Consider the following 25,448-nt stretch of genomic DNA (forward strand, 5'->3'; position numbering starts at 1 on the left):
TCAGTAGCCTGTCACTCAGGTCATCCGCGACACGATGACGTAGACGAGGATCGCGGCCACGATCACGCCACCGACGATCGCCGAGCGGGTCTTCGAGGTCTGCTGGGCGGACGCCTTCTGCTTGCCGCGAGCGCGTCGCACAGCCGCGGAGTCGGCGCCGAGCACGCGCTCCATGGCGGGGATGTTGGTGCGGTAGATCCGCAGCGCCTCGCGGTGCCGTCCGAGCGAGATCAGCGTCTCGGCACGATCGTCGGTGGCGTCGAGCGTGATCGCGTGCTCCGCGCCGACCGTTCGGGCGCCGGTCTCGGCGGCATCGTCGTACGCCGCGAGCGCTTCCGGGAAGCGCTGGGCCTCGGCCAGGCGCCGGCCGAGCCAGATGCGCAGCTGCACGGCCCGCCCGGGGTCGGAGCCGGCGCCGTCGGCGACCTGGATCGCCCGCCGCTGCACGTCGGCCATCTCGTCGACACGTCCCAGATGCGACAGAGCGAGGCTGCGGTCGTTCAGTGCGTCTGCCAGGGCCCACCGGTCGCCGGGCAGCAGCCGCTCGAGCTGCGGCACGATGCGCGCGTAGGCGTCGGCGGCCTCACGGTACGCGCCGAGCCGCTTCGAGCACTCGGCGGCGCCGCGTTCGGCCCGCAGCCAGTCGATTCCGGCGTTCGCGCTCAGCGCGTCGCGGGCGCGGCTGTATTCGACGAGGGCATCGCCGTAGCGACTCTGCCGGGCGAGGTGGTCGGCAAAGCGCAGCGCCGCGAGCCCGGGCGAGGAGGAGGATCCGTCGTCGGACGCGCCCTCTCCCGATGCGAACCCGGCCCTGACCTGGTCGGCCAGCATGTCGCGATCCTGCTGGGCGTCGCCGAGACGGGCGAGGATCCCGTCCAGATCGCGGATGCGGTGCAGCGTCTGCGGATCCGTCTCGCCGAGGACCTCTCGCGTCTCTGCGACGACGCGCTCGGTCAGCTCCCTGGCGCGGGGCAGGTCACCGGCATCGGCGACCGTGCCGGCGAGGGCGGAGAGCGTGCTGAGAGTGTGCGGATCGCGGGCGCCGAGAGCGGCCGTGCGCCGTGCGAGGACCGATTCGAAGCGACGGACCGCCTCGCCGAAGCGGCCGAGGTGCCGTTCCTCCTGCGCACGGTTGTGCAGAGTGATGAGAGTGTCGCGGTGCTCCGTGCCGAGGATGCGCGACTGCAGCCCGTACAGCCGGTCGTAGGTCGCCGCGGCTTCGGCATCGCGGCCGAGCTGGCACGCGGCGAGGGCGAGATTGCCGATGACGCGGGAGGCCTGGGCGGTCTCGGCGGATCCCTCCGCCTCCAACTCGGCCAGGACGGGCCGAAGCAGCGCCTCCGCCTCGGCGGCGCGGTCGCTGCGCAGATACACCGCGGCGAGGTCGATCGCGTGGCCGACATCCCCCGAGGCCTCGTAGAGCGCACGCATCTCGGCGGCGGCCTCGTCGCTGCGTCCCAGATCCTGCAGGGCGAGCGCTCGGGTGTCCCGGAGCTCGGAGATGATCCGCGGGGCCGCGCCATCGTGCTGCGCGATCTCGATGGCGTCGGCGAGCAGCGCCTCGCCCTCCGCGTTGCGTCCGATACCGCGCAGCGTGGCGCCGAGCGCGTACCGGGACTGCGCGAGCCTGGTCGCGGCGGTCTGCCGGTCCTCGGCGGTCGACGCCTCCGCGGCGAGACTCAGCTCCAGTTCCAGCGACCGCTCGAACTCGGCGAGAGCGTCGGATCCACGGCCGGCATCGCGGAGGGCCGAGCCGAAGTCGTCCCGCACGTCGATCTCGCTCCGGCGCCCGGCAGCGCCGAACCCGCGGAGTCGGTCGGCGCCTGCCCGAAGCGCGTCCAGGGCTTCGGGGGAGTGCGGTTCGTGCCATCGGGACAGATCGGTCCATGCGTGTGCGATGTCATTCGCGAGCTGCTGCGGCGCGGCGAGGGACGGATCCGGATCCGCGTCGGCCGTCCGATCCGTGTCTGACCCCGGATCGGCTTCCGCCGCGACGCCGGCGCGCGGCAGCCCCTCGACAGCACGGTCGAGATGCACGCATCGGGCGACGGCTGTGGCGAGCGCGGTCTCGATGAGCGCAGGCGACGGCTCCTGCTCGCGGGCGTCGCGCAGCACGCGGGCGAGGAGGTCGCGCGAGCGCAGCGCGAGCGAGGAGCCCGGCGGGCGATCCGCCGTGTCGTCGACGATCTCACGGGCCTCCGCGATCAGCCCGGGCCACCCTCCTGGGCTGTCCGCGCGATCGAGTTGCACCTCGACCGCCATCATCCGGGAGGTGAGCACCTGGTCGGCGCCCGGGCCGAAGCGCGCGGTCTCCAGCACGGCGATCCGGCGCACCAGTGGCAGCGGATCCTCGGCGATCGCTCCGTCGTGGGCGAGCACTCGCAGTGTGGTGGTGCGGAACTTCATCGCGTCCAGGGTGAGCGCGTCGTCCTCACCGCGTTGCCGCTGCAGCGCCGGGATCAGCAGCGAGAGGTCGGCATCGGCTCCGGACGCGTCGCCCGACCAGTAGCGGGTCCTCGCGCGCCACCACCAGGCGTCGAGCGTGGCAGGCGCGTCCATTCCCAGCAACGCACGGCGCCCGTCCAGCACCTGTCCCCAGAGCAGGGCGGACTGCTCGTCCTCGTCCAGCCGGGAGAGCTCCGTGGCCTTCGCTGCGAGCGCCGTCAAGTGGTTCTCGCTCTGCTCGTCCGCGGCCGCGGCGCGGGCGATGAGCAGGTCGTAGGCATGCAGACCCTCCGCCGGGTTCATCCGGGTGAGCAGCTGGGCGCGCCGGTCCAGCAGCCACAGCACGCGGCCGTGCGCGCCGCCGAGCTCATGCTCGCCCTCGGCGATGAGGGCGTCCAGCGCCGCCACGACGGCGGCGGAGGCCGACGTCTGCCCGACCATCTGCTCGGCGGCGCGGGCGTAGAGGCGGTCGTCGAAGAGCTGCTGGCGGTGCTCCTTCAGAATCGCCTGATCCGCGAGAGCGGTCTCGCAGACCTCTGCGAGCGTGCGGTACAGCTCTCGGGCGTCGTCCTCGCGGCCGAGTTCGTCCAGGCCGTAGGCCAGTCCGCGCAGCGCGCTGCGGTGCGCATCGCCGCCTTCGCCTTCGGTCATCAGCGCTTGGGGGAGCAGTCCGCGGAAGGCGTCGAGGGCCTGGGCGATGCGCACCGGATCCTGGCTCGCGACGTCGGACCACGCGGACTGGAGCGCATCTGCCATCACGCTCTCGACAGTAGAAGGCCGCGGGGTGGCGGGCAACTCGCGATCATCCCCGGGGTTCGATCAGGACCAGGCCCTGCTTCGTATCGGAGACGGTCACCCAGCCCGGGCCGAAGAGATAGGTCATGCCGTAACCGTCTTCGTCCTTGCTGAGCGAGGCGCGCGGATCGGCCGTGATGTACACACCCCGGTCGCTGTCCTCACGGGTCCAGCCCGATGCGATGAGCTGCTCCTGGCGGGCTTTCGCCTCGGCGGAGGAGATCGGCGCCCACCCGTACAGCAGACCGCGGTCGGAGGCGGTGGCCGGATCCGACCACAGGCACTCGATGCCGCCGGGCAGCGCATCCGGCCCGAAGGCGAAGTCGCGCTTCATCGCGGCCCACTCCTGCTTGTGCAGGGCGGCGACGGTGTCCGACGGGATCAGGGTCTCGCAGCTCAGCGCGGCGGGAGGGGTCGCCGGCGCATCCGTCGACGGCTGCGCCGCCGGTTCGGGGACGGTGCTGGTCGCGTCCGGCGTGGGCTTGGCCGTGACGCCGGGGGAGGCGCCGCCGCCGCACGCGGTGGCTGCCGTGAGCACGCCGACAGCGAGCCCCAGCGGCAGCACCACGCGTGCGAGGAGGCGCATCAGGGAGCGGCCGGGCTCTGCAGTCCCGCCGGGTCGGGCTGCGCCACCGACGTGCACAACTGCTCCAGGAACGCCGGGTGCAAGACGCCGTTCGTGGCGAGCGCCGAGCGCCCGGAGAGCGTGGGCGCGCCGTCGAACGCCGTGGCCGTGCCGCCCGCCTCGGCGACGATCGCGAAAGCCGCCGCGATGTCGTACTCCTTGACGCCGAACTCCGCGACCATGTCGATGCGGCCCTCGGCGAGCATCATGTACGAGAACACGTCGCCGTAGGCGCGGTCGCGCCACACGCGCCGGCTCAGGGCGATGAGCGTGTCGAGATGCCCGGCCTCGTCCCACTGGGAGATGCTCTGGAAGCTCACACTCGCGTCATCCAGGTCCGCGACCTCCGACACCCGGATCCGGCGCGGCTCTACGTCGGTCGACGCCCAGGCGCCGAGCCCGGGGGCCGCCCACCAGCGCCGGCCGAGCGCCGGCATGCTGACCACGCCGACCCGGGCCACACCGTCGACGGCGAGGCTGATCATCGTTCCCCACAGGGGCACGCCGCGAAGGAAGTTCGCGGTGCCGTCGATCGGGTCGACGATCCACTGCCGGTGCGTGTCGCCCGAGGTGCCGTACTCCTCACCGAGGATCCCGTCCTCCGGGCGCTCGGCCTGCAGGATCTCCCGGATCGCGCGCTCCGTCGCCAGATCCGCATCCGTGACGTGGGAGCGATCGGCCTTGAGCGACACGTTCAGATCTGCGGCGTCGAAGCGCGGCAGCGACTGCGCGTCGGCGGCATCGGCAAGGCGGAGAGCGAGGTCGAGGTCGCTCTGGAAATCGGCTTCGGCGCGGGTCTCAGACACGTCTTCAGGATACCGGCGGCGAGCGGAGGAACCCTGGGCGAACGCGGCCCAGAGCGCACTCCGGGCGGACGACACGCCAGGGATGCACGCGGACCCGGCCCCGATTTCGCTTCCGTCGGATCCGCTGGTAATGTGATTCCTCGGCCGGGGAACCGGCCAGATACGCACCTCTAGCTCAATCGGCAGAGCAACTGACTCTTAATCAGTGGGTTCTCGGTTCAAGTCCGAGGGGGTGCACGGATAAGCCCCGATTAGATCTCGCCATCTACCGGGGCTTTTCTGCGCTCCAGGGAGCTCGGGGCCCGCACCGAGACGGAGCGGGCTGATCACTCCTGCGGGTTGCCGGCGAGCTCAGGCCGTGAGTACGACACCGCGGCTCGATCCGAGAATGTGTTCTTCCGGGACGAGGATGCCGCCGGACGTGTTCGCGGAGTTCGCGTATGCCTGGATCTTCGCCGGATCGAGCGGCGGGGGAGTCGGTTCTTCGAACGCGAACCGCAGCTCGATGGACGGATGCAGCCAGATCGTGGACCGGCCGAGGGGCTGGCCGCTGTCGTGCATCCACGACAGCGTGAAGCTCTCGTTCCGTCGGAGCTTGGTCGCGATCACGACCTTGAGGTGTGCGAGAGCGACGTCGTCGATCTCGATCGCGTGCTCGGCACTGCCGTAGAAAAGTACGCCCATGAGGGGTCACCCGTTTCGCCTGTTCGTCGCCACGGAAACCCGTGCCAAGAGGCGCGATCCGAGTGATCGCATGTGGGGAACTCCTCTAGAGTCCCACAGATCCGGCGGTGAAGGGGTGGGGTTGACGAGTCGCCCCTTGGGCCGCTAAGCGTCGGTGAGGCGCCTCAGGCCGGGCCGGCTCAGGCTTCGGCGTTCAGCGCATCGACGGCGCGCTGTGCGGCCTCGACAGCCTTCTCGGTCGCCGTCGCACGGTCGGCGGCCTGCGTCCGGCGGTCTGCAGCAGCGGTGGCCTCGGTGCGCGCGGCTACCGCGGCGGCGTGCGCGCGGACCAGGTCGGCCTCGAGGTCGGCGATCCGCGTGTCCAGCTGCGCCGCACGCCCCGAGGCGTCCCGCACATCGCGGTCGGCCGCGCCGAGCTCCCGCGTGGCGCGCACATGAGCCTGCTCGGCATCGTGCAATGCGGCCTGGGCCTTCCGCAGCTCCCGCCGGGCTTTGACCTCGTCCACGGGCTCGGGCGGGGTGGGGCGGCCGGACGGTGCGCCGCCGCGCAGGATCGTGTCGAAGTCGAGGGGGAACTCGGCCGAGGGCTCGAGCTCGTGCACGAGCCGGCCGGATGCGACGGCCGCGGCGGCGGCGGGATCGAAGAATGCGGCCGTGATCGTCTGGCGGACGGCGTCGCGGGTTGCCGTGGTGATGCGTTCGCCGCGCGCTGTCGCCAGGGCGTCGGCTTCGGCGGCGAGCTGTTCGGTCAGCGCACGGCGTTGGCGGGTGAGCTCGGCGAGCGTCACCGCGTCGATGTCAGCCTGCGCCTCCCGCAGCTCGTCGGCCAGCCGGAGGGCCTGGTCGAGCTGCTGCGCTCGTTCGCGGGCGAAGACGTTCACGACCCACGCGGCGACGCTCGGCTTCCGCAGGGCCCGGATCCGATCGGCGACGGCTGCGTCCTCCGCCTCCTTCGCACGGGCGTTCCGCGCGGACACGAAGTCGCCGGGCGGACCCGCGTACAGGTCGGCCGCGATCGCCTCGAGGTCGGTCACGATCGGCTCCGGCGCTCAGACGACCCGCACCGAGAGCAGTTGATAGCCGCTCGGCACCTTCGCCTCGAGCGCCGGCATGTCGTCTGCCTCGATCTCCTGCACGCCGTCACGGCGCACGATGGTCCCCTCCGCGGTCAGCACGGTGTCCTTCTTGGCCATCGCGACGGGGGCCGAGGCGAGCTGCCATCCCTTCGGGGTCTCGGCGGCGAGCAGATCCTGGATCTCGTCCAGCTCCTCGGCCTGCACGGTGTGGGTCTTGGATTCGACAGGGCGGATGACACCGATCAGCATGGTTCCAGCGTAGAGCCCGGCACCGACGACGAAGCCCGTCCCGCGCAGCGTTGTGCGGGACAGGCCGTTCGCGGCACCCGTTCGGGTCGGGTGCGGATCCTCAGGCGGCGTCGCCGATGAGGATCGCCTCCGCATCCTCTGCGGCATCGTGCGAGCCACGGTCGATGTGCGCGAGCGCACGGCGCCCGAAGAGCACCACCAGTGCGGCGATGAGCACGGAGACCCCCGCGAACAGGTAGGGCACGGTGTCACCCCAGAGGTGGGACAGGAGCGCGGCGAGGGGAGGAGCGACCGCGCCGCCGATGAATCGCACCGCGGAGTAGGCCGATGATGCGACCGAGCGCGGCAGATCCGTCGCCTCCATGACGGCCTCGGTGAGCACGGTGTTCATGATGCCGAGCAGCAGACCGCCGACGATGATGCAGATCACCAGCGCGATCGGGGTCGCCACCAGGACTCCGGCGACGATCAGGTCGATCGCCAACAGCGGCAGCACGAACAGGATGATCCGGGTGATCGGCATCCGGCGCAGCAGGATCGGCGCCACCCAGACGCTCGTGACCGCCAGTGCGATGCCCCAGCCGAAGAAGGTCAGGCCGATGCCGATAGCGCTGAACCCGAGGGGGAACGGCGAGAACGCCAGCAGCACGAAGAAGCCGATGTTGTAGAACAGGGCGGCGACGGCCAGCACGCTCAGGGCCGGACGGCCGAGAGCCTTGAACGGCGCGGAGAACGGCACCGGCTCGCGCTTCTCGAACGGTCCGCGCAGCAGTGTGAGCACCGCGATGAAGCCGATGGCCATGAGTGCCACGACGCCGAAGAACGGTCCCTGCCAGGCGACCTCGCCGAGGAGCCCGCCGAGCAGCGGTCCGATCGCGATGCCGAGACCGAGGGCGGCCTCATAGAGGATGATCGCGGCGCTGGATCCGCCGCTGGCGGCGCCGACGATCGTCGCGAGCGCCGTGGAGATGAACAGCGCGTTGCCGAGGCCCCAGCCGGCGCGGAAGCCGATGATCGCATCGACGCTGCCGCTCAGCGCGCAGAACAGCGCGAAGGCCACGATGAGCGCGAGGCCGATCAGCAGGGTGGCCTTGGCCCCGATGCGGCTGGAGATCCAGCTCGTGAACAGCATCGCCACACCGGTGACGAGCAGGTAGCTGGTGAACAGCAGCTCGGTCTGAACGGGCGTCGCCTCGAGGGACTTGGCGATGGCGGGGAGGATCGGGTCGACCAATCCGATGCCCATGAACGCCACGACGCAGGCGAAGGCGACCGCCCACACCTGTGCGGGCTGTCTCCAGATCGATACCGAGGAACCGGTGGTACTCAACGTGCTGTCCTTTCCAGAAGCGAATGCGTGCGCAGGATCTCCGCGGCGCGGGCCAGGTGCTGCCAGTCCGTGTCGTCGAGGTCGCTGAATCGCGGCGCGAGGATCTGCTGCAACTCTTCGCGCCATGCCTGAAGGGCGCGACGCCCGTCGGCCGTGATCGTCACGACCGTCGCCCGGGAGTCCTCGGGGTCGGGGGAGCGCAGTACAAGCCCCTCCTGCTCCAACTGGCCGAGCATCCGGGTCATCCCGGGCTGCGTGGTGCGGCTCGCCTTCGCGAGCTCTCCGACGCGTTGCCCGTCCTGCCCGTCGAGCAGGCTCAGTGCCCGCCACTGCGCGGCGGGAGCGTCGTTTCCGGCCTCCTGGGCGGCGATGCGGGTGAGCGTGTGCGTCGAGAACACGATCGACTGCAGGATCTCGCCGTGATTCATACCTGAAGTATATATCCAATGGTATGCATCTGGCAAGGGTCCGCACGCTCACTGGTCGCAGATTGCGGTTCTGGCGCAATCAGAACCGCATTACGCGACCAGTGAGCGGAGTAAATCGGCCGCGGCGCGGACCCGCCGCGGCCGATGGTCCCGGCGTCAGCGCGCGGCGCGGCCGGCGATCCGGGCGGAGAGTTGATGCGCGTGCGCGAGCAGCGTCCGTCCGAGCGCGGGCAGGCGATCGGGGCCGAAGCGGAACTCGACTCCGGTGAGACTCAGGGCCCACTCCGGACGACCGTCGCGGTCGAACACCGCGGCCCCCATGCCCCAGCTGCCCTCGACGATGAGCCCGGGGTTCACCGCGTACCCGCGCGCCTTGGTCTCGGCCAGGCGACGGCGCAGCGGTGTCTCGGTGTGCGTGCGTCCCCACAGCTCGCCGAGCTCGGGGTGCCGCCCGAGATAGGCATCCACATCGTGGTCCGGCAGGAAGGACAGGATCGCGAGCCCGGCGCTGGCGACGCCGAGCGGGAAGCGCACCCCCTCGCTGAGCACGAAGGAGCGGATGGGGAATGCGCCCTCCTCGCGCAGAAGGCACACGGTCTCATCCGCTCTCCGTACCGAGAGGAACGCGCTCTCCTCGGTCTTCACCGCCAGGGAGCGCACGATGTCGCGGGCGAGCTCGGTGATGTCGTAGCGCGCCGCGGCCACTGTTCCCATGAGATAGAGCTCCGGTCCGGGCATCCAGAGAGCGGTCTGCGGATCCTGGTCCACGAGGCCCTCCGCGCGCAGTGCCGACAGCAGCCGATGCACGGTCGAGCGGCTGAGTCCCGAGGTCGCGGCGAGCCGCTGCAGCGCGGCGCCATCGGGTGCGGCCGTGACGAGGCGGAGCAGCTCCGCGGCGCGCGCGATCGCCTGGGCGCCGGGGACGGAGCGCTTCGCGGCAGACGCTTGTTCCATGATGTGGACGCTACTGACGTGGGTGACCACATCGCAAGCGCGGGCTTGAACGCCCCGGCGCACCGGCGCAGAGTGGAAGTCGTATCCCACACGAAGGAGTGGCGAGTGATCGACAAGCAATGGGCCTCCGCGGCGGACGCGGTGGCCGACATCCCGGACGGGGCCTCGCTCGCCGTCGGCGGGTTCGGGCTCTCGGGCAACCCGAGCGCGCTCATCCAGGCTCTGCTGGTGCAGGGCACTTCGGGGCTCAGCGTGGTGAGCAACAACTGCGGCGTCGACGACTGGGGGCTGGGTCTGCTGCTCGGCGCGCAGCGGATCCGCAAGATGACCTCGTCATACGTGGGGGAGAACAAGGAGTTCGAGCGCCAGTTCCTGTCCGGCGAGCTGGAGCTCGAGCTGACGCCGCAGGGAACTCTGGCGGAGAAGCTCCGCGCCGGGGGCTCCGGCATCGCGGCGTTCTACACGCAGACAGGCGTCGGCACCCAGGTCGCGGAGGGCGGTCTGCCGCGCCGCTACGCCGCCGACGGGTCGATCGCGATCGCGTCGCCCGCCAAGGACGTGCGCACCTTCGAGATGCACGGGCAGCCGCGCGAGTTCGTGCTCGAAGAGGCGATCACCACCGACTTCGCGCTCGTGCACGCGGCGCTCGGAGATCGGCACGGCAACCTGATCTTCAACAAGGCGGCGCGCAACTTCAACCCGCTCGCCGCGATGGCGGGCCGCATCTGCATCGCGCAGGTCGAGAGGCTCGTCGAGCCGGGGGAGCTGGACCCCGATCGCGTCCACCTGCCCGGCGTGTTCGTGCACCGCGTCGTCGAGGTCGGATCCGACATCGAGAAGCGGATCGAGCGGCGCACCGTGCAGCCCTCGGCGTCCGCCGGAACAAGGGAGGCCTGACATGGCTCTGACCCGCGACGAGATGGCGGCGCGCGCCGCCCGCGAGCTGTCCGACGGCTCCTACGTGAACCTCGGCATCGGGCTGCCCACGCTCGTGCCCAACTACGTTCCCGAGGGCGTGACCCTCGTGCTGCAGTCCGAGAACGGCATCCTCGGCGTCGGCCCGTATCCCGCGGAGGACGCGGTCGACCCCGACCTCATCAACGCCGGCAAGGAGACCGTCACCACGCTGCCCGGAGCCGCGTTCTTCGACTCGGGGCTCAGCTTCGGGATGATCCGCGGCGGCAAGATCGACGCCGCGATCCTCGGCGCGATGCAGGTGAGCGCGACGGGGGATCTGGCGAACTGGATGATCCCCGGGAAGATGGTCAAGGGTCCCGGCGGCGCGATGGACCTGGTGCATGGCGCAGGGCGCGTGATCGTGCTGATGGAGCACGTCGCCCGCGACGGCTCCGCGAAGATCGTCGACGAATGCTCGCTGCCGCTCACCGGCCGCGCGGTGGTGCATCGGATCATCACGGATCTGGCCGTGATCGACGTCACGCCCGAGGGACTGCGGCTCGTCGAGCTCGCGCCCGGCGTGAGCGTGCAGGATGTGAAGGATGCGACCCAGCCGACGCTGCTGGTCGCGGAAGGACTGGAGTGACCATGAGTGCAGACGACATCGTCATCGTCGCGGCGGCGCGCACGCCGCAGGGGCGTCTGAAGGGTCAGCTGGCCCCGTTCACGGCGCCGCAGCTGGGGTCGTTCGCGATCCGCGGCGCGCTCGAGCAGGGCGGCGTGGATCCGGCCGAGATCGACGCAGTCATCGTCGGGCAGGTGCTCGCCGCCGGATCGGGGCAGAACGCCGCGCGGCAGGCCGCGATCGGGGCGGGCATCGGATGGGACGTGCCTGCGCACTCCGTGAACAAGGTATGCCTGTCGGGGCTCACGGCGATCATCGACGCGGCGCGGATGATCCGCACCGGTGACGCGCTCACGGTGGTCGCCGCCGGCATGGAGTCGATGACGCGGGCGCCCCACCTGCTGATGGGCTCCCGCGACGGCTGGACCTACGGATCCGTCGAGGTGCTCGACCACATGGCGTACGACGGCCTCACCGACGCCTACGACAAGGAGAGCATGGGGGCGTCGACCGAGCGGCACAACCCGCGCTTCGGGCTCACCCGCGAGGCGCAGGACGAGGTCGCGGCCCGGTCGCACCAGCGCGCTGCCGCCGCCAGGGACGGCGGCGTGTTCGAGGGCGAGATCGTGTCGGTCAGCGTGCCCCAGCGGCGCGGTGAGCCGGTGGTGCTGACGGCGGACGAGGGCATCCGGCCCGAGACGACCGTGGAGACGCTCGCGGGGCTGCGGCCGGCGTTCGCCGAGGGCGGGTCCATCACGGCGGGCAACTCCTCGCAGATCTCCGACGGTGCCTCCGCGGTCGTCGTCACCACGCGCGCCAACGCCGAGGCCCAGGGATGGCCTGTGCTCGTCACAGTCGGTGCCAGCGGACAGACCGCGGGTCCCGACAACTCCCTCCAGGAGCAGCCGGCGAACGCCATCCAGAAGGCGCTGCAGAAGCAGGGCATCACCGCCGCAGACCTGGATCTGGTCGAGATCAACGAGGCGTTCGGGGCCGTGGTCGCCCGCTCCGAGGCTGTGCTCGGCCTGGATCCGGCGATCGTCAACGTGCACGGCGGCGGCATCGCGATCGGACACCCGATCGGAGCGAGCGGCAACCGGCTGGCCGTGCACATGGCGCACGAGCTCGTGCGCCGCGGCTCCGGCACCGCGGTGGTGGCGCTGTGCGGCGGCGGCGGTCAGGGCGAGGCGCTCATCCTCACGCGCTGAGACGACGCGGCGGCGCCCGGTCCTGCGGCCGGAGCGCCGCCCCGTAGGACCGGCGCATGACCACGATCCAGGCTCTGACGGCGGCGGACCGCGACGACTGGCTGCCGCTCTGGCAGGCGTATCTGACGTTCTACGAGTCCGCGCTCGCCGATGACGTCACCGCATCGACCTTCGCCCGGATCACGGATCCGTCCGGCGAGATCCACGGGGCGATCGCGCGCGACGACGACGGCCGCGCGGTCGGGATCGTGCACTGGTTCGCGCACCCGGCCACCTGGTCGAAGACCGGCTACACGTACCTCGAGGACCTCTTCGTGGATCCCTCCGTCCGTGGCGGAGGAGTCGGCCGCGCCCTGATCGCTCACGTGACCGAGGCGGCGCGGGCCGCCGGAAGCGACAAGCTCTACTGGCTCACCGCGGAGAGCAACACCACGGCACGGCGCCTCTACGACCGCGTCGCCGAGCGCAGCGGCTTCATCCACTACCAGATCGATCTGGTCTGACGCAGCGGCTCGTCCGAGCCGGCGCGAGTATGCGCCGGGTCAGGCCTTGTCGGCCTTGCGCTGCGCCTTGAGCTCGGCCTTCAGCTCCTTCTTCGCGCGCTTGTACTGCACCGGCGCAACGGGGGAGTCGTAGGACACGGACTCACCGCGCTCGTCGCGGCGGAAGTCCACGATGGCTCCGACCGCGAGGGCGATCGTGATGCCCCAGCTCAGCCACGCCAGGACGGCGCGCCAGGTGATCGGCGCGTCCCGGGTGCCGCGCAGCAGCGCGATCCCGCCGGTGATCGCGCTGAACAGGCCGCTCGCGAAGAGGTAGTTGCGCATGCGACCGAGTCTAACCAGCGCATCCGCGGCGGGAGGAGAAGCGGCGCGCTCCGTGGAGATGCGCCCTGCCCCGAACGATGGCGCTCCCGATACACTGGATCGATCACCGTTGTGCATTACCGGCCGCCGGCCCTTCCGGCGGAAAGCGGCGGCACCTGACTGCGTCCCCCTCGTGCGGCGACGCCAGAGACCTGTTCCGCAATGACCCCTTCGCACACCTCGCCCGTCCGCGCTGTTCCCAGCCTGTTCCGCAGGGTCGGGCTGTCCTACTTCGTCATCGCCTTCATCGCCCGCCTGCCGTTCGCGATGATGGTCGTCGGCGTGCTGACCGTCGTGGTCGCAGCCCGCGGCTCGGTGGCTCTCGGCGGACTCACCTCGGCTGCGGTCGGCATCGGCAGCGCGTGCTTCGGTCCGCTGCTGGGCGCCGCCGCCGATCGCCGTGGTCAGCGGATCGTGCTCGCGGTCGTCGCTGTCGCCAACGCCGCGGCCCTCGTGGTGTTCACGCTGGTCGTCTACTCGTCCGCCGCCGAGCCGTTGGTGCTGCTCAGTGCGTTCGCGATCGGCGCCACCGCTCCGCAGGTCTCTCCGATGTCGCGGTCGCGGCTGGTCACGATCATCGCCGAGCGCGTCCCGGCCGAGCGGAGAGCGCGTACGACATCGTCGACGATGTCGTACGAGTCCGCGGCCGACGAGACGGTGTTCGTGTTCGGGCCGTTCCTGGTCGGTGTGCTGGCCACCGCGATCGCTCCGTGGATGCCGCTCGTGCTCGCCGCCGCACTCATCCTCGTGTTCGTGGGAGCGTTCGCCCTGCACCCCACCGCCGCTCATGTGTCGACGCAGCGCGGCGCCGACGGCCGCGCCACGTCGCGGGTGTCGGAGCTGTTCCGGCCCCGGCTGCTCATCGTCGTGGCCGGCATGCTCGGCGTCGGCGTGTTCTTCGGGGCGATGCTCACCTCGCTCACGGCGTTCATGACCGAGCACGGGCGCCCGGAGGAGGCGGGGCTGCTCTACGGAGCGCTCGGGGTGGGATCCGCGATCCTGGCGCTCAGCGTGGCATTGCTGCCCGCCCGGTTCTCCCTGTCTGCTCGCTGGCTGCTGTTCGCGGGCATCTTGTTCGGGGGGAGCCTGATGCTGCTCTGGGTGCGGGACCCTCTGACCATGCTCGTCGCGCTGGCCGTGATGGGCTGCGGGATCGGTCCCACTCTGGTGACCCAGTTCAGCCTGGGCGCCGCATTCGGACCCGTCGATCGGTCGGCCACCGTCATGACGATGCTCGGATCCGCGATGATCGTCGGGCAGGCCGCCGGCGCCGTGGTCACGGGCCAGGTCGCCGACGCCTCGGGGGCGCAGGCGTCCCTGCTGCTGCCGGTGATCGCGGCGGGCCTGGTGCTGCTCACGGGCCTCGTGAACGCGGTGCTGGCGCGGGGCGGACGCAGCGCTTCCTGACGCGGGACGACGTCGGGGCGCATCGGGTGACTAGCCTGGAGGAGGCATCCGCCGCTGCCGTGAGGAGCGTTCCCATGACTTCGTCCACACCCACCGCCTCGTTCGTGATCGTCGCGAACCGACTGCCGGTCGACCGTGTTCCGGGCCCCGACGGCGAGGTGATCTGGCGCCGCTCGCCGGGCGGTCTCGTCGCCGCACTCGAGCCCGTCATGCAGTCCGTCGACGGCGCCTGGGTGGGCTGGGCCGGACAGCCGGACCTCGACCTCAAGCCGTTCACCGAGGGCGGCATCCGGCTGCTGCCTGTGGCGCTCTCGACGCAGGACGTCGAGGAGTACTACGAGGGGTTCTCGAACGACACGATCTGGCCGCTCTACCACGATGTGATCTCCTCGCCGCAGTACCACCGCGAGTGGTGGGACGCGTACGTGCGGGTGAACCGGCGGTTCGCGGAGCGGGCCGCGAGCGCGGTCGCCGAGGGCGGCACGGTGTGGGTGCACGACTACCAGCTGCAGCTCGTTCCCGCGATGCTGCGCGAGCGCCGTCCCGACGTCACGATCGGCTACTTCCACCACATCCCGTTCCCCGCGCACGGGCTCTACGCTCAGCTGCCCTGGCGGGACCAGGTGCTGCAGGGTCTGCTGGGCGCCGACGTCGTCGGCTTCCAGCGCGCGCAGGACGCGACGAACTTCCTGGCCGCGGTGCGCCGCCGGCTGCGGCTGGACGTCAAGGGCTCCACGGTGTCCGTGCCCTACGGCGGCCCCCGCACCACCGTCGCCCGTGCCTTCCCGATCTCGATCGACACCACGCCCTACACCGAGCTCGCCGCGAGGCCCGATGTGCGCGCCCGTGCCGCGGAGATCCGCGAGGGCCTCGGCAGCCCGAAGAAGATCCTGCTCGGGGTCGATCGGCTCGACTACACCAAGGGGATCCGGCACCGGATCAAGGCGTTCGGGGAGCTGATGGACGCCGGGCGGATCTCCGTCGAGGACGTCACCCTCGTGCAGGTTGCCAGCCCCAGCCGCGAGCGGGTGGACGCGTACGTGCAGCTGCGCGACGAGATCGAGTTGGCCGTGGCGCGCATCAACGGCGACCACGACACCATGGACCACACGGCGATCCGCTACCTGCACCAGGGGTTCCCGCGGGAGGAGATGGTAGCGCTCTACCTCGCCGCGGACGCGATGCTCGTGACGGCGCTCCGAGACGGCATGAACCTCGTGGCGAAGGAGTACGTCGCCACCCGCGGGGATCACCGCGGCGTGCTGGTGCTCAGCGAGTTCACCGGTGCCGCCGATGAGCTGCGCCAGGCCGTGCTCGTGAACCCGCACGACATCGAGGGGCTCAAGGACGCGATCATGCAGGCGGTGGAGATGCCGCCGCGGGAGCAGTCCCGGCGCATGCGGGCCCTGCGCAAGCGGGTGCTCGAGAACGATGTGAACGCCTGGTCGCGGGAGTTCCTCGCGGCCCTCGAGAACGTACGGAGGGCACGATGACCCGCGACTGGACCGCTGCCGAGACCGATCCCGCGCTCGCCGCGATCGCCTGCACCCCGCGACTGCTGGTGGCGCTCGATTTCGACGGCACCGTCTCGCCGCATGTGGTCGATCCGATGGCGGCGAGAGCGTTGCCGGCGGCCGTGGCCGCGGTGAACCGGCTCGCCGCCCTTCCGGAGACATTCGTCGCGTACGCGTCGGGCCGCAGCCTGCACGATCTGCGGGAGATCACCGAGCACGAGGACGGATCCCGGATCCTGCTCGCCGCATCTCACGGTGCGCAGTTCTGGTTCCCCGACACAGGGGAGGAGACCGACCTCTCCACCGAACCGGGGGACCGGGACGAGGTGATCGCCGAACTGCGCGAACTGATCGGAGACCTCGACGGCGTCGTCTACGAGCCGAAGACGTTCGGGTTCGGCGTGCACACGCGTTCGGCCGCGCCCGGGCAGGAGGAGCTGGCCTTCGTGCGCGTCGAGAAATGGGCGCCCGAGCGGATCCCCTCCTGGCGGCGGCGCACCGGGCACCACCTGCGCGAATACTCCTGGCGCGACGAGGGCAAGGACGCTGCGCTCTCGCGGCTGCGCGAGCACGTCGGCGCCACCGCCGTGCTGTTCGCCGGTGACGACGTCACGGACGAGGACGGCATGCGCACGCTCGGCGGCGCGGACCTCGGCGTGCGGATCGGCGCCGGCGAGACGGCGGCGACGCTGCGGGTCGCGGATCCGGCGGCGTTCGCCGTGCTGCTCGACGCCCTGGCGGACGCCAGAGCGGCCACGCAATAGACTGCTCCCATGCGCGCGCAGCACGGATCCGATCGTCCGTCCGTTGCGCGCCGCGCCGGCAGGAGCACGGCCGATCATGCGTTAGGCTTGATGCACGTTCGAGACGTGATCGGCACAACCGGATCCCGGGTCGGACGCAGAGCTCCGGCGGTCTTGCTGGCCGTCGGGCGCGATGGTGATCTGATTCGGGTCGATATCGCGGCTCGCGCTCTCGGCTCACGCGCCGGGACGCCTGAGCCGGGCTCATACCGCGACGGTGTTCGTCGTGACGAAGAGCCGACTTCTCCGCGCTGCACCCGAGGCGTTCCAGCCCAGCATTCCCGACCCCTGTGGTCCGCCTCGAGCGGACCGGGTCGGAGAGTTCTCCGTGGCGGGGGTTCTGTCCCGCCGCTTCCGCCGATCGTTCACCATCGCAAGGAACCTTCATGACCGCTGACACCGCTCCAGCCGTCCCGCGTCCGCCCGCCCGTCCGGCGGCGGCGCCCGTCCTCACCGGCGCGCAAGCCGTCGTCCGCTCCCTCGAACTCCTCGGGGTCACCGACGTGTTCGGCATCCCCGGCGGTGCGATCATGGAGGTGTACGACCCGCTGATGAGCTCGACCGAGCTCCGGCACATCCTGGTCCGGCACGAGCAGGGCGGCGGGCATGCCGCGGAGGGCTACGCGACCGCGTCCGGCAAGGTCGGCGTCACGATCGCGACCTCCGGCCCCGGTGCCACCAACCTCGTGACGGCGATCGCCGACGCCTACATGGACTCGATCCCGATCGTCGCGATCACCGGTCAGGTGTTCTCGAACCTGATGGGCACGGACGCGTTCCAGGAGGCCGACATCGTCGGCATCACCATGCCGATCACGAAGCACTCGATCCTCGTCAAACGCCCGGAGGACATCCCCGGTGCGATCGCGGCAGCGTTCGAGATTGCCTCGACCGGTCGTCCGGGTCCCGTGCTCGTGGACATCACCAAGGACGCGCAGAAGGCGACGGCGCCGTTCGTCTGGCCGCCGAAGTACGACCTGCCCGGGTACCGCCCGGTGACGAAGGCGCACGGCAAGCAGATCCAGGCCGCGGCCACGCTGCTGGCCGAGGCCAAGAAGCCCGTGCTGTACGTCGGCGGCGGCATCATCCGCGGCCGCGCCTCGGAGGAGCTGCTCGCGCTCGCCGAGCTCACCGGCGCCCCCGTCGTCACCACGCTGATGGCGCGCGGCGCGTTCCCCGACTCGCACCCGCAGCACGTCGGCATGCCCGGCATGCACGGCACGGTGCCCGCGGTGCTGGCGCTGCAGGAGGCCGACCTGCTGGTCGCGCTCGGCACGCGATTCGATGACCGCGTGACCGGCAAGGCCGAGCTGTTCGCCCCGAACGCGAAGGTCGTGCACGTCGACATCGACCCCGCCGAGATCTCCAAGATCCGCACGGCCGACGTGCCGATCGTGGGCGGCGTGCGCGAGGTCATCACCGACCTGGAGGTGGCGTTCCGCAGCATCACCGGCGGCGCCAAGGGCGACATCGAGGAGTGGTGGGCGTACCTCGACGGTCTGCGCGCCGAGTTCCCGCTCGGCTTCACGCCGCCCGAGGACGGCCTGATGTCGCCGCAGCACGTGATCCAGCGGATCGGCGAGCTGACCGGCCCTGAGGCGGTCTACGCCGCGGGCGTGGGGCAGCACCAGATGTGGGCGGCGCAGTTCATCAAGTACGAGCGCCCCAACTCCTGGCTGAACTCCGGCGGCGCCGGCACCATGGGCTACGCCGTGCCGGCCGCCATGGGCGCCAAGGTCGCCCAGCCCGAGCGCGTGGTCTGGGCGATCGACGGCGACGGCTGCTTCCAGATGACCAACCAGGAGCTCGCGACCTGCGTCATCAACGACATCCCGATCAAGGTCGCGATCATCAACAACTCCTCCCTCGGCATGGTCCGCCAGTGGCAGACGCTGTTCTACGAGGGCCGGCATTCGAACACCGACCTGAACACCGGGCACGGGACGATCCGGATCCCCGACTTCGTCAAGCTCGCGGAGGCCTACGGCTGCCTCGCGATCCGCGTGGAGAAGGAGGAGGAGATCGACGCCGCCATCAAGCTCGCGCTCGAGACGAACGATCGCCCCGTCGTGATCGACTTCGTCGTCAGCGCGGATGCGATGGTGTGGCCGATGGTGCCGCAGGGCGTCAGCAACAGCTACATCCAGTACGCGCGCGACCACGCGCCCGCCTTCGACGAGGAGGACTGATCATGTCCACGCATGTGCTGAGCCTCCTGGTGGAGGACACCCCTGGTCTGCTGACCCGTGTCGCCGGCCTGTTCGCGCGCCGCGGCTTCAACATCGAGTCTCTCGCCGTGGGCGTGACCGAGGTTCCCGGGGTCTCCCGGATCACGGTCGTCGTCGACGTCGAGGACTTCCCGCTCGAGCAGGTGACCAAGCAGCTGAACAAGCTGATCAACGTCATCAAGATCGTCGAGCTGGAGCAGAACGCGTCCGTGCAGCGCGAGCACATGCTCGTCAAGGTGCGCACCGACAACAACACCCGCTCGAACGTGCTGGAGGTCGTGAACCTCTTCCGCGCGTCCGTCGTGGACTACGCCCCCGAAGCGCTGGTGGTCGAGGTCACCGGCGACAAGGGCAAGGTCGACGCACTGCTGCGGGCGCTCGAGCCGTTCGGCATCAAGGAGCTCGCCCAGTCGGGCCTGCTCGCGATCGGCCGCGGCGGCAAGAGCATCACCGAGCGCGTGCTGCGCGGCTGACACAGAACCACGGCCGATCCCTCGACTGCTGAGCGTGTCGAAGCAGGCGGGCGGCCCGGCATCCAGAACCCCAACAAGGAGAAAACAACAGTGAGCACCGAGATCTTCTACGACGCAGACGCGGACCTGTCGATCATCCAGAACAAGAAGGTCGCGATCGTCGGCTACGGCTCGCAGGGCCACGCGCACGCGATGAACCTGCGCGACAGCGGCGTCGAGGTCGCGATCGCCCTCAAGGAGGGCTCGAACTCGATCGCCAAGGCGACCGAGGCCGGCTTCCCGGTCAAGACCGTCGCCGAGGCGACGCAGTGGGCCGACCTCATCATGATCCTCGCGCCGGACCAGCACCAGCGCGGCATCTACAGCGAGTCGATCGCGCCGAACCTGACCGCGGGCAAGACCCTCGCCTTCGCGCACGGCTTCAACATCCGCTTCGGCTACATCGACGCGCCCGAGGGCGTCGATGTGATCCTGATCGCTCCGAAGGCCCCCGGCCACACCGTGCGCCGCGAGTTCGTGGCCGGCCGCGGCATCCCGGACATCATCGCCGTCGAGCGCGATGCGTCCGGCACCGCCTGGGCGACTGCGCTGTCCTACGCGAAGGCGATCGGCGGCACCCGCGCCGGCGTCATCAAGACGACCTTCACCGAGGAGACCGAGACCGACCTGTTCGGCGAGCAGGCCGTGCTCTGCGGTGGCATGAGCCACCTCGTGCAGGCCGGCTTCGAGGTGCTCACCGAGGCGGGCTACCAGCCGCAGATCGCCTACTTCGAGGTGCTGCACGAGCTCAAGCTGATCGTCGACCTGATGTGGGAGGGCGGCATCGCCAAGCAGCGCTGGTCGATCTCCGACACCGCCGAGTTCGGTGACTACGTCTCCGGCCCCCGTGTCATCGACGCCGGCGTCAAGCAGCGCATGCAGGAGGTCCTCGCGGACATCCAGTCCGGCGCCTTCGCGACCCGCTTCATCGAGGACCAGGACAACGGCGCCGTCGAGTTCCTCGCCCTCCGCGAGAAGGAGCAGGGTCACCCGATCGAGGCTACGGGCAAGGAGCTGCGCGCTCTGTTCGCCTGGAAGTCGCAGGACGAGGACTACGTCGAGGGCAGCGCCGCGCGCTGACCTCGCCAGCCATACGGAGCGGGCGTCCCTTTCGGGGGGCGCCCGCTCTTCGTCCATGAGCGACGGCGCGGCGCTACACCGGGAAGGCCACGCCCTCGCCGACCACACGCAGGGCGACGCGCTGGCCGGGCCGGGTCAGAGCAGCGTTCCAGTGCCGGATCGTGATCGTGGGCGGTTCCGCGGACAACCGAGGATCGGTGTCGGTGCGCGGCTCCAGGTGGATCCGCACCGACGATTCCGCGCCGAAGTACACGCCCTTCTCCACGGTCGCGCGGATGGGCGAGTCGGCGACGAGCTGCACCTGCTCCGGCCGGAGCATCAGCTGCACGTGGCCTCGCGCCGGCGGGTTGCGCACCGGCACATAGCCGAGCGCGCAGGAGGCGAGGGACCCGTCCAGCCACGCATCCAGCACGATCGCATCGCCGAGGAACTCCGCCACGCCGCGGTCCACGGGGCGCGTGTACACCACGAACGGATGCCCGGTCTGCACCAGACGGCCGTCGCGCATGACGGCGACCTGGTCGGCGAAGCTCAGCGCCTCGGACTGGTCGTGCGTGACGAGGATGGTCGTCGTCCCGGCATCCGTCAGTATTCGCGCCACCGCCTCGCGCGTCGCGGCGCGCAGGCCGGTGTCGAGCGCGGAGAACGGCTCGTCCAACAGCATCAGCTCGGGCTCGCGCGCAAGCGCCCGGGCGATCGCGACGCGCTGCTGCTGTCCTCCGGAGAGCTGATCAGGGCGCCGGTCCGTGACGTCGCTCGGGAGCGAGACGAGGTCCAGCAGCTCGGCCACCCGGCGGTTCCGTTCGGCTCGGCTGAGATCGTCCAGCCCGAAGGAGATGTTGCGCGCGACCGTCAGGTGCGGGAAGAGCCCGCCGTCCTGCGTGACGTAGCCGATGTCGCGGCGGTGCACGGGCACCCAGGTTCCGGGCCCGACGACCGTGGCGGAGCCGAGCACGACCTCGCCCTCGTCGGGGCGCTCGAAGCCGGCGATGATCCGCAGCAGGGTGGTCTTGCCCGAGCCCGAAGCGCCGACGATGGCCGTGATGCCGCCGGTCTGCACGGCGAGATCGACGCCGTGCAGCACGCGATGGCCTCCGTAGGAGGCGGTGACGCCGGCGACCTGCAGGTGCGCGGTCGGCAGTGGGCCCGTGCCGGGGGAGGGCACGGCGCCGACGGATCCGAGATTGTGTGCGGTCATGCGGTCTCCGCGGTCGTGGGGGCGGATGTCGTGGAGCGGCCGGCCGACGCGTCCGCGGTGGAGAGCACCGTGGACTGGCGGAACAGCAGGTAGGTCATGGGGGCGGAGAGCACGATCAGCAGCGTCGCATAGGGCGCCGCGCCGGCGAAGTCGATCTCGCTCGACAGGCTCCAGAACCGCGTGGCCAGCGTCTGCACCCCGATCGGGGAGAGCAGCAGCGTGGCGGTGAGCTCCCCGGCCACGGCGAGGAACACCATCGCCAGGGCAGCGGCCGTGGCGGGGGCCACCAGGCGCAGGGTGACTCCGATGAACGCGCGCAGCGGGCGGCGCCCGAGAGCCTGCGCGGCCTCCTCCAGACTCTGCGGCGCCTGTGCGATGCCCGCCTGCAGCGGCACCAGTGCGCGGGGCAGGAACAGCAGCGCGTACGCGAGGAGCAGCAGCGCGGTGGTCTGGTACAGCGCCGGCACGAAGAAGAGCGAGACGGTGACGAGCGCGAGCGCGAGCACGATGCCCGGCATCGAGCTCGTGACGTAGTTCGTGCGCTCCAGCAGCCGGCTGAACGCGCCGGGTCGGCGCACCGCGAGCCAGGACAGGGGGAACGCGGCGAGGACCGTGACCACGCCGCCGCCGAGAGCGAGACCGAGGGTCTGCAGCAGCGTCGGCACGAGATCGGGCGCCGTCCAGACCGCCGCACCGCCGTAGGCCAGCCATCCGCCGATCACGACGGCGGGCACTCCGAGGGCGGCGATCCCGAGTGCGAGCAGGGCGACCTGCGCCGGGAGCTGCCATCCGCGCAGCCGGATCCGGCGGGGCGGTGCCGCGGAGCCGGATCCGATCCGTGCATAGCGGGCGCGTCCTCGGGCCCGGCTCTCCAGCAGGAGCAGGGCGAAGCACAGCAGCATCAGCACGCCGGAGAGCATGCTGCCTGCGGAGCCGTTGAACGTGGACCGGTACTGATCCATGATCGCGGTCGTGAAGGTGTCGAACCGGATCAGCGCGAACGCGCCGTACTCGCTCAGCAGATGGAGCCCGACGAGCAGCGCACCACCGAGCAGCGCCAGCCGCAGCTGTGGCAGCACGGTGCCGAAGAACACGCGCACCGGTCCGCGGCCGAGGCTCGCGGCGGCCTGCTCGAGAGCGGGATCGAGTCGGGCCAGCGCCGCGCGCACCGGCAGATACACGAGGGGGAAGTACGACAGGGTCGCCAGCAGCACACCGGATCCGAGTCCGGCGAGCGAGGGGATCGCGGAGACCCAGGCATAGGAGTTGACGAACGCGGGGATCGCCAGCGGCATCGCGAGCATCGCGCCCCACGCGCCGGCGCCCGCGAGCGATGTGCGCTCCACGAGCCAGGCGCCGCCGACCCCGATCACGGCGCACAGCGGCACGGTGATCGCGACGAGGAGCACGGTGTTCGTGAGCAGCTCGCCGACGTGGGGTCGGAAGATGAGCGCGGCCGATTCGGCCCAGCCGATCTGCGCCGCGGTCGCCACCACGAACAACAGCGGCAGAAGCGAGAGCGCCGCCACGACGACGCCCGCCGCGATGACGACCCAGGCCCCCCGGGAGACGCCGCGGGGCGGCCGGAGCTGTCGCGCTCCGGCCGCCCGTCGGGAGGTGGTCGTCGTGGTGATGTCTGCGCCTTAGAGCAGGCCCGCCTGGGTCATCAGATCGGTGACCTGCTTGGAGTTCAGCGTAGCCGGGTCGATGGTCGGCGCCTGCAGGTCCTTGAGGGGGACGAGCTTCGGGTTGGCGGCCACCCCGGATCCGACCGGGTACTCGAACGAGGTGCCGGTCTGCAGGATCTTCTGACCCTCCGAACCGGTGACGAACGCGAGGAACTTCTGCGCGGCGGCCTGGTGCTTGCTCGACTTCAGCACGCCACCGCCGGACACGGAGACGAACGCGCCCGGATCCTGGTTCTTGAAGTAGTGCAGCTGCACGTTCTTGGAGTTCTCACCGGTCTCGGCCCGGTCGCCGAACCAGTAGTAGTGGTAGATGACGGCGCCGTCGATCTCGCCGGCGTTCACGGCCTTCATCGCGGTGGAGTTGCCCTTGTAGGCGACGGAGTTCGTCTTCATGGCCTTCAGCCACTCCTCGGCGGCGTCGGCGCCCTTGAGCTGCACGAGCGCCGAGACGATGGCCTGGAAGTCGGCGCCGGACGGGGACGCGGCCCAGCGGCCCTTCCACGACGGGTCGGCGAGATCCATGAGCGACTTCGGGAGCTGAGCCTCGGTGAGCTTCGACGTGTTGTACGCGAACACGGTCGAGCGGGCGGCGATGCCCACCCACTTGCCGGAGGACGGGCGGTACTCGGTCGGGACGTTCTTGAGCGCCTCATCGCCCGGCGAGGTGAACAGGCCGGCCTTCTCGACGGCCGACATCGACGGCGAGTTCTCGGTGAGGAACACGTCGGCGGGGGAGCGATCGCCCTCCTGGATGAGCTGCTGCGACATCTCGGTGTCGTCGCCGTTGCGCACCTGGACCTTGATGCCGGTCGCCTTCGTGAACGCGTCGGTCCACGACTTCGTGAGCTCCTCGTGCTGCGCGTTGTAGATCGTGATGGTCTGACCGGCGAGGTCGTCGCCGCCACCCGTGCTGGAGGTCGGCGCCGGGGAGCCGCTGCAGGCGGTGAGCGCGAGGGCGACGGCGGAGGCCGCCGCGGCGGCGGAGAGCAGTCGGAGGGAACGGTTCACGGAGTGTCCTTCGTGGAGGGAGAAGTGCGGGAGTCGCGAATCACATAATAGGTAAGGCAAGCCTCACCCAACAACCTGATGACCTTCCTGTGAACGGCACGGAATCGGCGCGGAACCCCCGGCGGGCAACCGCGAGGAGCGGGTCAGGCCACGCCGTAGAACCGCGCAGCGTTGTCCCAGAAGATCGCGTCGACGTCGAGGCCGCGCTCGACGGCCCAGTCCGCCACCGTTCGCGCCCAGAGGTCGCGGCTCTCGGGTCGGTACTCGTGCGCCGTGCCGGTGACGGCGGAGACCGGCCAGTCGCTGCCCCAGAGCAGCCGGTCCGATCCGAACGCCTCGGCGGCCGCGTCGAGGAAGGGGATCACCTGCGCCGGGCTCCAGGAGCCGCCGGCCTCGGCAGGTAGGCCTGACAGCTTGACGGACACCTGCGGATGCACCGCCAGGTCTGTCATGTCGCTGAGCCAGACGCCGGAAGGGCGGAGCGGATCCGAGGCGGTGCCGATCGCGGGCTTGCCGAGATGGTCGAGCACGATCGGCAGCGCGGGCACCGCCGCCGCGAGGTCGGAGACGTCGGGCAGCTGATGGGCGCGCACGCACGCGTCGAATCGGAGCCCGTGCGCGGCGAGGGCGGCCGCACCGTCGCGGAAGGCGTCGCTGCGCGCGGTGCCATCGGGCTCGTCCTGCAGGTTGTGCCGCACTCCGACCACCCCGTCGAGTGCGGTCAGGGCCGAGAGATGCACAGCCGTCTGCTCGCCGCGGTCGAGCCGGGCACCTGCCACGATGCCGACGACGCCGGTGGCCGCGGCAGTCTCCGCTACCCAGCGCACCTCATCGAGGAACTGCCTCTCGACGCACTCCGCCTGCACGAAGATCGCCGCGGCGCGTTCGACGCCGTCGACGGCTGCCTGCGCAAGCTCTTCGGTCGCGTAGCGACGGGCCAGCGGCCCGGCGAGCCACTCGTAGTCGAGGCGGGACGGATCCCACAGATGCAGATGGGAGTCGAGTACGCGCATGGGCACATC

Annotated in this window: 24 protein-coding genes and 1 tRNA gene; 11 read left to right on the forward strand and 14 right to left on the reverse strand. The window is 70.7% G+C overall.

Annotation, left to right across the window (positions count from 1 at the left end):
• Positions 1 to 15 precede the first annotated feature (15 nt).
• The 3 genes from AB4078_RS04135 to AB4078_RS04145 are packed head-to-tail and all read right to left on the reverse strand — an operon-like array spanning position 16 to position 4,671.
• Positions 16 to 3,201 (reverse strand): tetratricopeptide repeat protein, encoded by a 3,186-nt coding sequence (locus AB4078_RS04135; RefSeq protein WP_441976066.1) that lies wholly within the window; start codon positions 3,199 to 3,201, stop codon positions 16 to 18.
• Positions 3,202 to 3,247: 46 nt separating this feature from the next.
• Positions 3,248 to 3,826 carry a hypothetical protein gene (locus AB4078_RS04140; RefSeq protein ID WP_441976067.1) on the reverse strand — a complete coding sequence of 193 codons (579 nt, stop codon included), beginning with the start codon at positions 3,824 to 3,826 and terminating at the stop codon, positions 3,248 to 3,250.
• The gene (locus AB4078_RS04145) at positions 3,826 to 4,671 is read right to left on the reverse strand and encodes an inositol monophosphatase family protein (protein ID WP_441976068.1); all 846 of its coding nucleotides are present in this window, start codon (positions 4,669 to 4,671) and stop codon (positions 3,826 to 3,828) included. Before AB4078_RS04145 ends, AB4078_RS04140 begins: the two co-directional genes overlap by 1 nt.
• 164 nt (positions 4,672 to 4,835) lie before the next feature.
• On the opposite strand from AB4078_RS04145, the gene AB4078_RS04150 reads away from it, so the two are divergent.
• Positions 4,836 to 4,908 (forward strand) — tRNA-Lys (locus tag AB4078_RS04150).
• A gap of 114 nt (positions 4,909 to 5,022) precedes the next feature.
• Here AB4078_RS04150 and AB4078_RS04155 read toward each other — a convergent pair.
• The 6 genes from AB4078_RS04155 to AB4078_RS04180 all read right to left on the reverse strand — a co-directional run bounded on the left by AB4078_RS04155 (position 5,023) and on the right by AB4078_RS04180 (position 9,392).
• Positions 5,023 to 5,355: a DUF7882 family protein gene (locus tag AB4078_RS04155; protein ID WP_441976069.1), complete on the reverse strand. Its 333-nt coding sequence runs from the start codon at positions 5,353 to 5,355 to the stop codon at positions 5,023 to 5,025.
• Between the two features lie 179 nt (positions 5,356 to 5,534).
• Complete coding sequence (locus AB4078_RS04160) at positions 5,535 to 6,389, reverse strand: transposase (RefSeq protein WP_441976070.1); 855 nt, start codon at positions 6,387 to 6,389, stop codon at positions 5,535 to 5,537.
• A 15-nt stretch (positions 6,390 to 6,404) separates the two neighbouring features.
• A complete protein-coding gene (locus AB4078_RS04165) occupies positions 6,405 to 6,680 on the reverse strand; it encodes a hypothetical protein (protein WP_440732081.1) in 276 nt (91 codons plus the stop codon).
• Positions 6,681 to 6,780: 100 nt separating this feature from the next.
• Complete coding sequence (locus AB4078_RS04170; RefSeq protein WP_440732080.1) at positions 6,781 to 8,010, reverse strand: MFS transporter; 1,230 nt, start codon at positions 8,008 to 8,010, stop codon at positions 6,781 to 6,783.
• Positions 8,007 to 8,438 (reverse strand): MarR family winged helix-turn-helix transcriptional regulator, encoded by a 432-nt coding sequence (locus AB4078_RS04175; protein WP_440732079.1) that lies wholly within the window; start codon positions 8,436 to 8,438, stop codon positions 8,007 to 8,009. Before AB4078_RS04175 ends, AB4078_RS04170 begins: the two co-directional genes overlap by 4 nt.
• 156 nt (positions 8,439 to 8,594) lie before the next feature.
• The gene (locus AB4078_RS04180; RefSeq protein WP_441976071.1) at positions 8,595 to 9,392 is read right to left on the reverse strand and encodes an IclR family transcriptional regulator; all 798 of its coding nucleotides are present in this window, start codon (positions 9,390 to 9,392) and stop codon (positions 8,595 to 8,597) included.
• Positions 9,393 to 9,497: 105 nt separating this feature from the next.
• Between AB4078_RS04180 and AB4078_RS04185 the strand changes: the two genes are divergently transcribed.
• The 4 genes from AB4078_RS04185 to AB4078_RS04200 are packed head-to-tail and all read left to right on the forward strand — an operon-like array spanning position 9,498 to position 12,625.
• The gene (locus AB4078_RS04185) at positions 9,498 to 10,289 is read left to right on the forward strand and encodes a CoA transferase subunit A (RefSeq protein ID WP_441976072.1); all 792 of its coding nucleotides are present in this window, start codon (positions 9,498 to 9,500) and stop codon (positions 10,287 to 10,289) included.
• Position 10,290: 1 nt separating this feature from the next.
• Positions 10,291 to 10,935 carry a 3-oxoacid CoA-transferase subunit B gene (locus tag AB4078_RS04190; RefSeq protein ID WP_441976073.1) on the forward strand — a complete coding sequence of 215 codons (645 nt, stop codon included), beginning with the start codon at positions 10,291 to 10,293 and terminating at the stop codon, positions 10,933 to 10,935.
• A gap of 2 nt (positions 10,936 to 10,937) precedes the next feature.
• A complete protein-coding gene (locus AB4078_RS04195; RefSeq protein ID WP_441976151.1) occupies positions 10,938 to 12,122 on the forward strand; it encodes an acetyl-CoA C-acetyltransferase in 1,185 nt (394 codons plus the stop codon).
• Positions 12,123 to 12,178: 56 nt separating this feature from the next.
• A complete protein-coding gene (locus AB4078_RS04200) occupies positions 12,179 to 12,625 on the forward strand; it encodes an N-acetyltransferase family protein (RefSeq protein WP_440732075.1) in 447 nt (148 codons plus the stop codon).
• Between the two features lie 39 nt (positions 12,626 to 12,664).
• Here the strand turns inward: AB4078_RS04200 and AB4078_RS04205 are convergent, their stop codons facing one another.
• Positions 12,665 to 12,949, reverse strand: a complete 285-nt coding sequence (locus AB4078_RS04205; RefSeq protein WP_440732074.1) for a hypothetical protein — start codon at positions 12,947 to 12,949, stop codon at positions 12,665 to 12,667.
• Between the two features lie 201 nt (positions 12,950 to 13,150).
• Between AB4078_RS04205 and AB4078_RS04210 the strand changes: the two genes are divergently transcribed.
• From AB4078_RS04210 to ilvC, 6 genes are all read left to right on the forward strand, one after another.
• A complete protein-coding gene (locus tag AB4078_RS04210; protein ID WP_441976074.1) occupies positions 13,151 to 14,395 on the forward strand; it encodes an MFS transporter in 1,245 nt (414 codons plus the stop codon).
• Positions 14,396 to 14,469: 74 nt separating this feature from the next.
• On the forward strand, positions 14,470 to 15,888 hold the full coding sequence (locus tag AB4078_RS04215) for an alpha,alpha-trehalose-phosphate synthase (UDP-forming) (protein ID WP_441976075.1): 1,419 nt from the start codon (positions 14,470 to 14,472) through the stop codon (positions 15,886 to 15,888).
• Positions 15,885 to 16,673, forward strand: coding sequence for a trehalose-phosphatase (gene otsB / locus AB4078_RS04220; protein WP_441976076.1), 789 nt, complete (start codon positions 15,885 to 15,887; stop codon positions 16,671 to 16,673). Before AB4078_RS04215 ends, otsB begins: the two co-directional genes overlap by 4 nt.
• A 425-nt stretch (positions 16,674 to 17,098) precedes the next feature.
• On the forward strand, positions 17,099 to 18,901 hold the full coding sequence (locus AB4078_RS04225; protein WP_441976077.1) for an acetolactate synthase large subunit: 1,803 nt from the start codon (positions 17,099 to 17,101) through the stop codon (positions 18,899 to 18,901).
• Positions 18,902 to 18,903: 2 nt separating this feature from the next.
• Positions 18,904 to 19,413, forward strand: a complete 510-nt coding sequence (gene ilvN / locus AB4078_RS04230; RefSeq protein WP_440732069.1) for an acetolactate synthase small subunit — start codon at positions 18,904 to 18,906, stop codon at positions 19,411 to 19,413.
• Positions 19,414 to 19,503: 90 nt separating this feature from the next.
• A complete protein-coding gene (gene ilvC / locus AB4078_RS04235; protein WP_440732068.1) occupies positions 19,504 to 20,532 on the forward strand; it encodes a ketol-acid reductoisomerase in 1,029 nt (342 codons plus the stop codon).
• Between the two features lie 73 nt (positions 20,533 to 20,605).
• On the opposite strand, the gene AB4078_RS04240 is transcribed toward ilvC, so the two are convergent.
• The 4 genes from AB4078_RS04240 to AB4078_RS04255 form a co-directional block, all read right to left on the reverse strand.
• Complete coding sequence (locus tag AB4078_RS04240; protein WP_441976078.1) at positions 20,606 to 21,730, reverse strand: ABC transporter ATP-binding protein; 1,125 nt, start codon at positions 21,728 to 21,730, stop codon at positions 20,606 to 20,608.
• Positions 21,727 to 23,259, reverse strand: coding sequence for an ABC transporter permease (locus AB4078_RS04245; protein ID WP_441976079.1), 1,533 nt, complete (start codon positions 23,257 to 23,259; stop codon positions 21,727 to 21,729). Before AB4078_RS04245 ends, AB4078_RS04240 begins: the two co-directional genes overlap by 4 nt.
• Positions 23,260 to 23,373: 114 nt before the next feature.
• Positions 23,374 to 24,426 (reverse strand): iron ABC transporter substrate-binding protein, encoded by a 1,053-nt coding sequence (locus tag AB4078_RS04250; protein ID WP_441976080.1) that lies wholly within the window; start codon positions 24,424 to 24,426, stop codon positions 23,374 to 23,376.
• 143 nt (positions 24,427 to 24,569) lie between these two features.
• Entirely contained in the window at positions 24,570 to 25,439 is an 870-nt protein-coding gene (locus AB4078_RS04255) for an amidohydrolase family protein (RefSeq protein ID WP_441976081.1), read from the reverse strand.
• Between the last annotated feature and the right edge of the window lie 9 nt (positions 25,440 to 25,448).

This window comes from Microbacterium sp. 2MCAF23, from assembly GCF_052115565.1.
Lineage (GTDB): Bacteria > Actinomycetota > Actinomycetes > Actinomycetales > Microbacteriaceae > Microbacterium.

Coding starts and splice junctions, on each gene's coding strand:
- AB4078_RS04205 (WP_440732074.1), bottom strand. CDS start 12,949: ATGCGCAACTACCTCTTCGCGAGCGGCCTGTTCAGCGCGATCACCGGC.
- AB4078_RS04175 (WP_440732079.1), bottom strand. CDS start 8,438: ATGAATCACGGCGAGATCCTGCAGTCGATCGTGTTCTCGACGCACACG.
- AB4078_RS04255 (WP_441976081.1), bottom strand. CDS start 25,439: ATGCGCGTACTCGACTCCCATCTGCATCTGTGGGATCCGTCCCGCCTC.
- AB4078_RS04240 (WP_441976078.1), bottom strand. CDS start 21,730: ATGACCGCACACAATCTCGGATCCGTCGGCGCCGTGCCCTCCCCCGGC.
- AB4078_RS04140 (WP_441976067.1), bottom strand. CDS start 3,826: ATGCGCCTCCTCGCACGCGTGGTGCTGCCGCTGGGGCTCGCTGTCGGC.
- AB4078_RS04200 (WP_440732075.1), top strand. CDS start 12,179: ATGACCACGATCCAGGCTCTGACGGCGGCGGACCGCGACGACTGGCTG.
- otsB (WP_441976076.1), top strand. CDS start 15,885: ATGACCCGCGACTGGACCGCTGCCGAGACCGATCCCGCGCTCGCCGCG.
- AB4078_RS04155 (WP_441976069.1), bottom strand. CDS start 5,355: ATGGGCGTACTTTTCTACGGCAGTGCCGAGCACGCGATCGAGATCGAC.
- AB4078_RS04180 (WP_441976071.1), bottom strand. CDS start 9,392: ATGGAACAAGCGTCTGCCGCGAAGCGCTCCGTCCCCGGCGCCCAGGCG.
- AB4078_RS04210 (WP_441976074.1), top strand. CDS start 13,151: ATGACCCCTTCGCACACCTCGCCCGTCCGCGCTGTTCCCAGCCTGTTC.
- AB4078_RS04225 (WP_441976077.1), top strand. CDS start 17,099: ATGACCGCTGACACCGCTCCAGCCGTCCCGCGTCCGCCCGCCCGTCCG.
- AB4078_RS04165 (WP_440732081.1), bottom strand. CDS start 6,680: ATGCTGATCGGTGTCATCCGCCCTGTCGAATCCAAGACCCACACCGTG.
- AB4078_RS04190 (WP_441976073.1), top strand. CDS start 10,291: ATGGCTCTGACCCGCGACGAGATGGCGGCGCGCGCCGCCCGCGAGCTG.
- AB4078_RS04215 (WP_441976075.1), top strand. CDS start 14,470: ATGACTTCGTCCACACCCACCGCCTCGTTCGTGATCGTCGCGAACCGA.
- AB4078_RS04195 (WP_441976151.1), top strand. CDS start 10,938: ATGAGTGCAGACGACATCGTCATCGTCGCGGCGGCGCGCACGCCGCAG.
- AB4078_RS04135 (WP_441976066.1), bottom strand. CDS start 3,201: ATGGCAGATGCGCTCCAGTCCGCGTGGTCCGACGTCGCGAGCCAGGAT.
- ilvN (WP_440732069.1), top strand. CDS start 18,904: ATGTCCACGCATGTGCTGAGCCTCCTGGTGGAGGACACCCCTGGTCTG.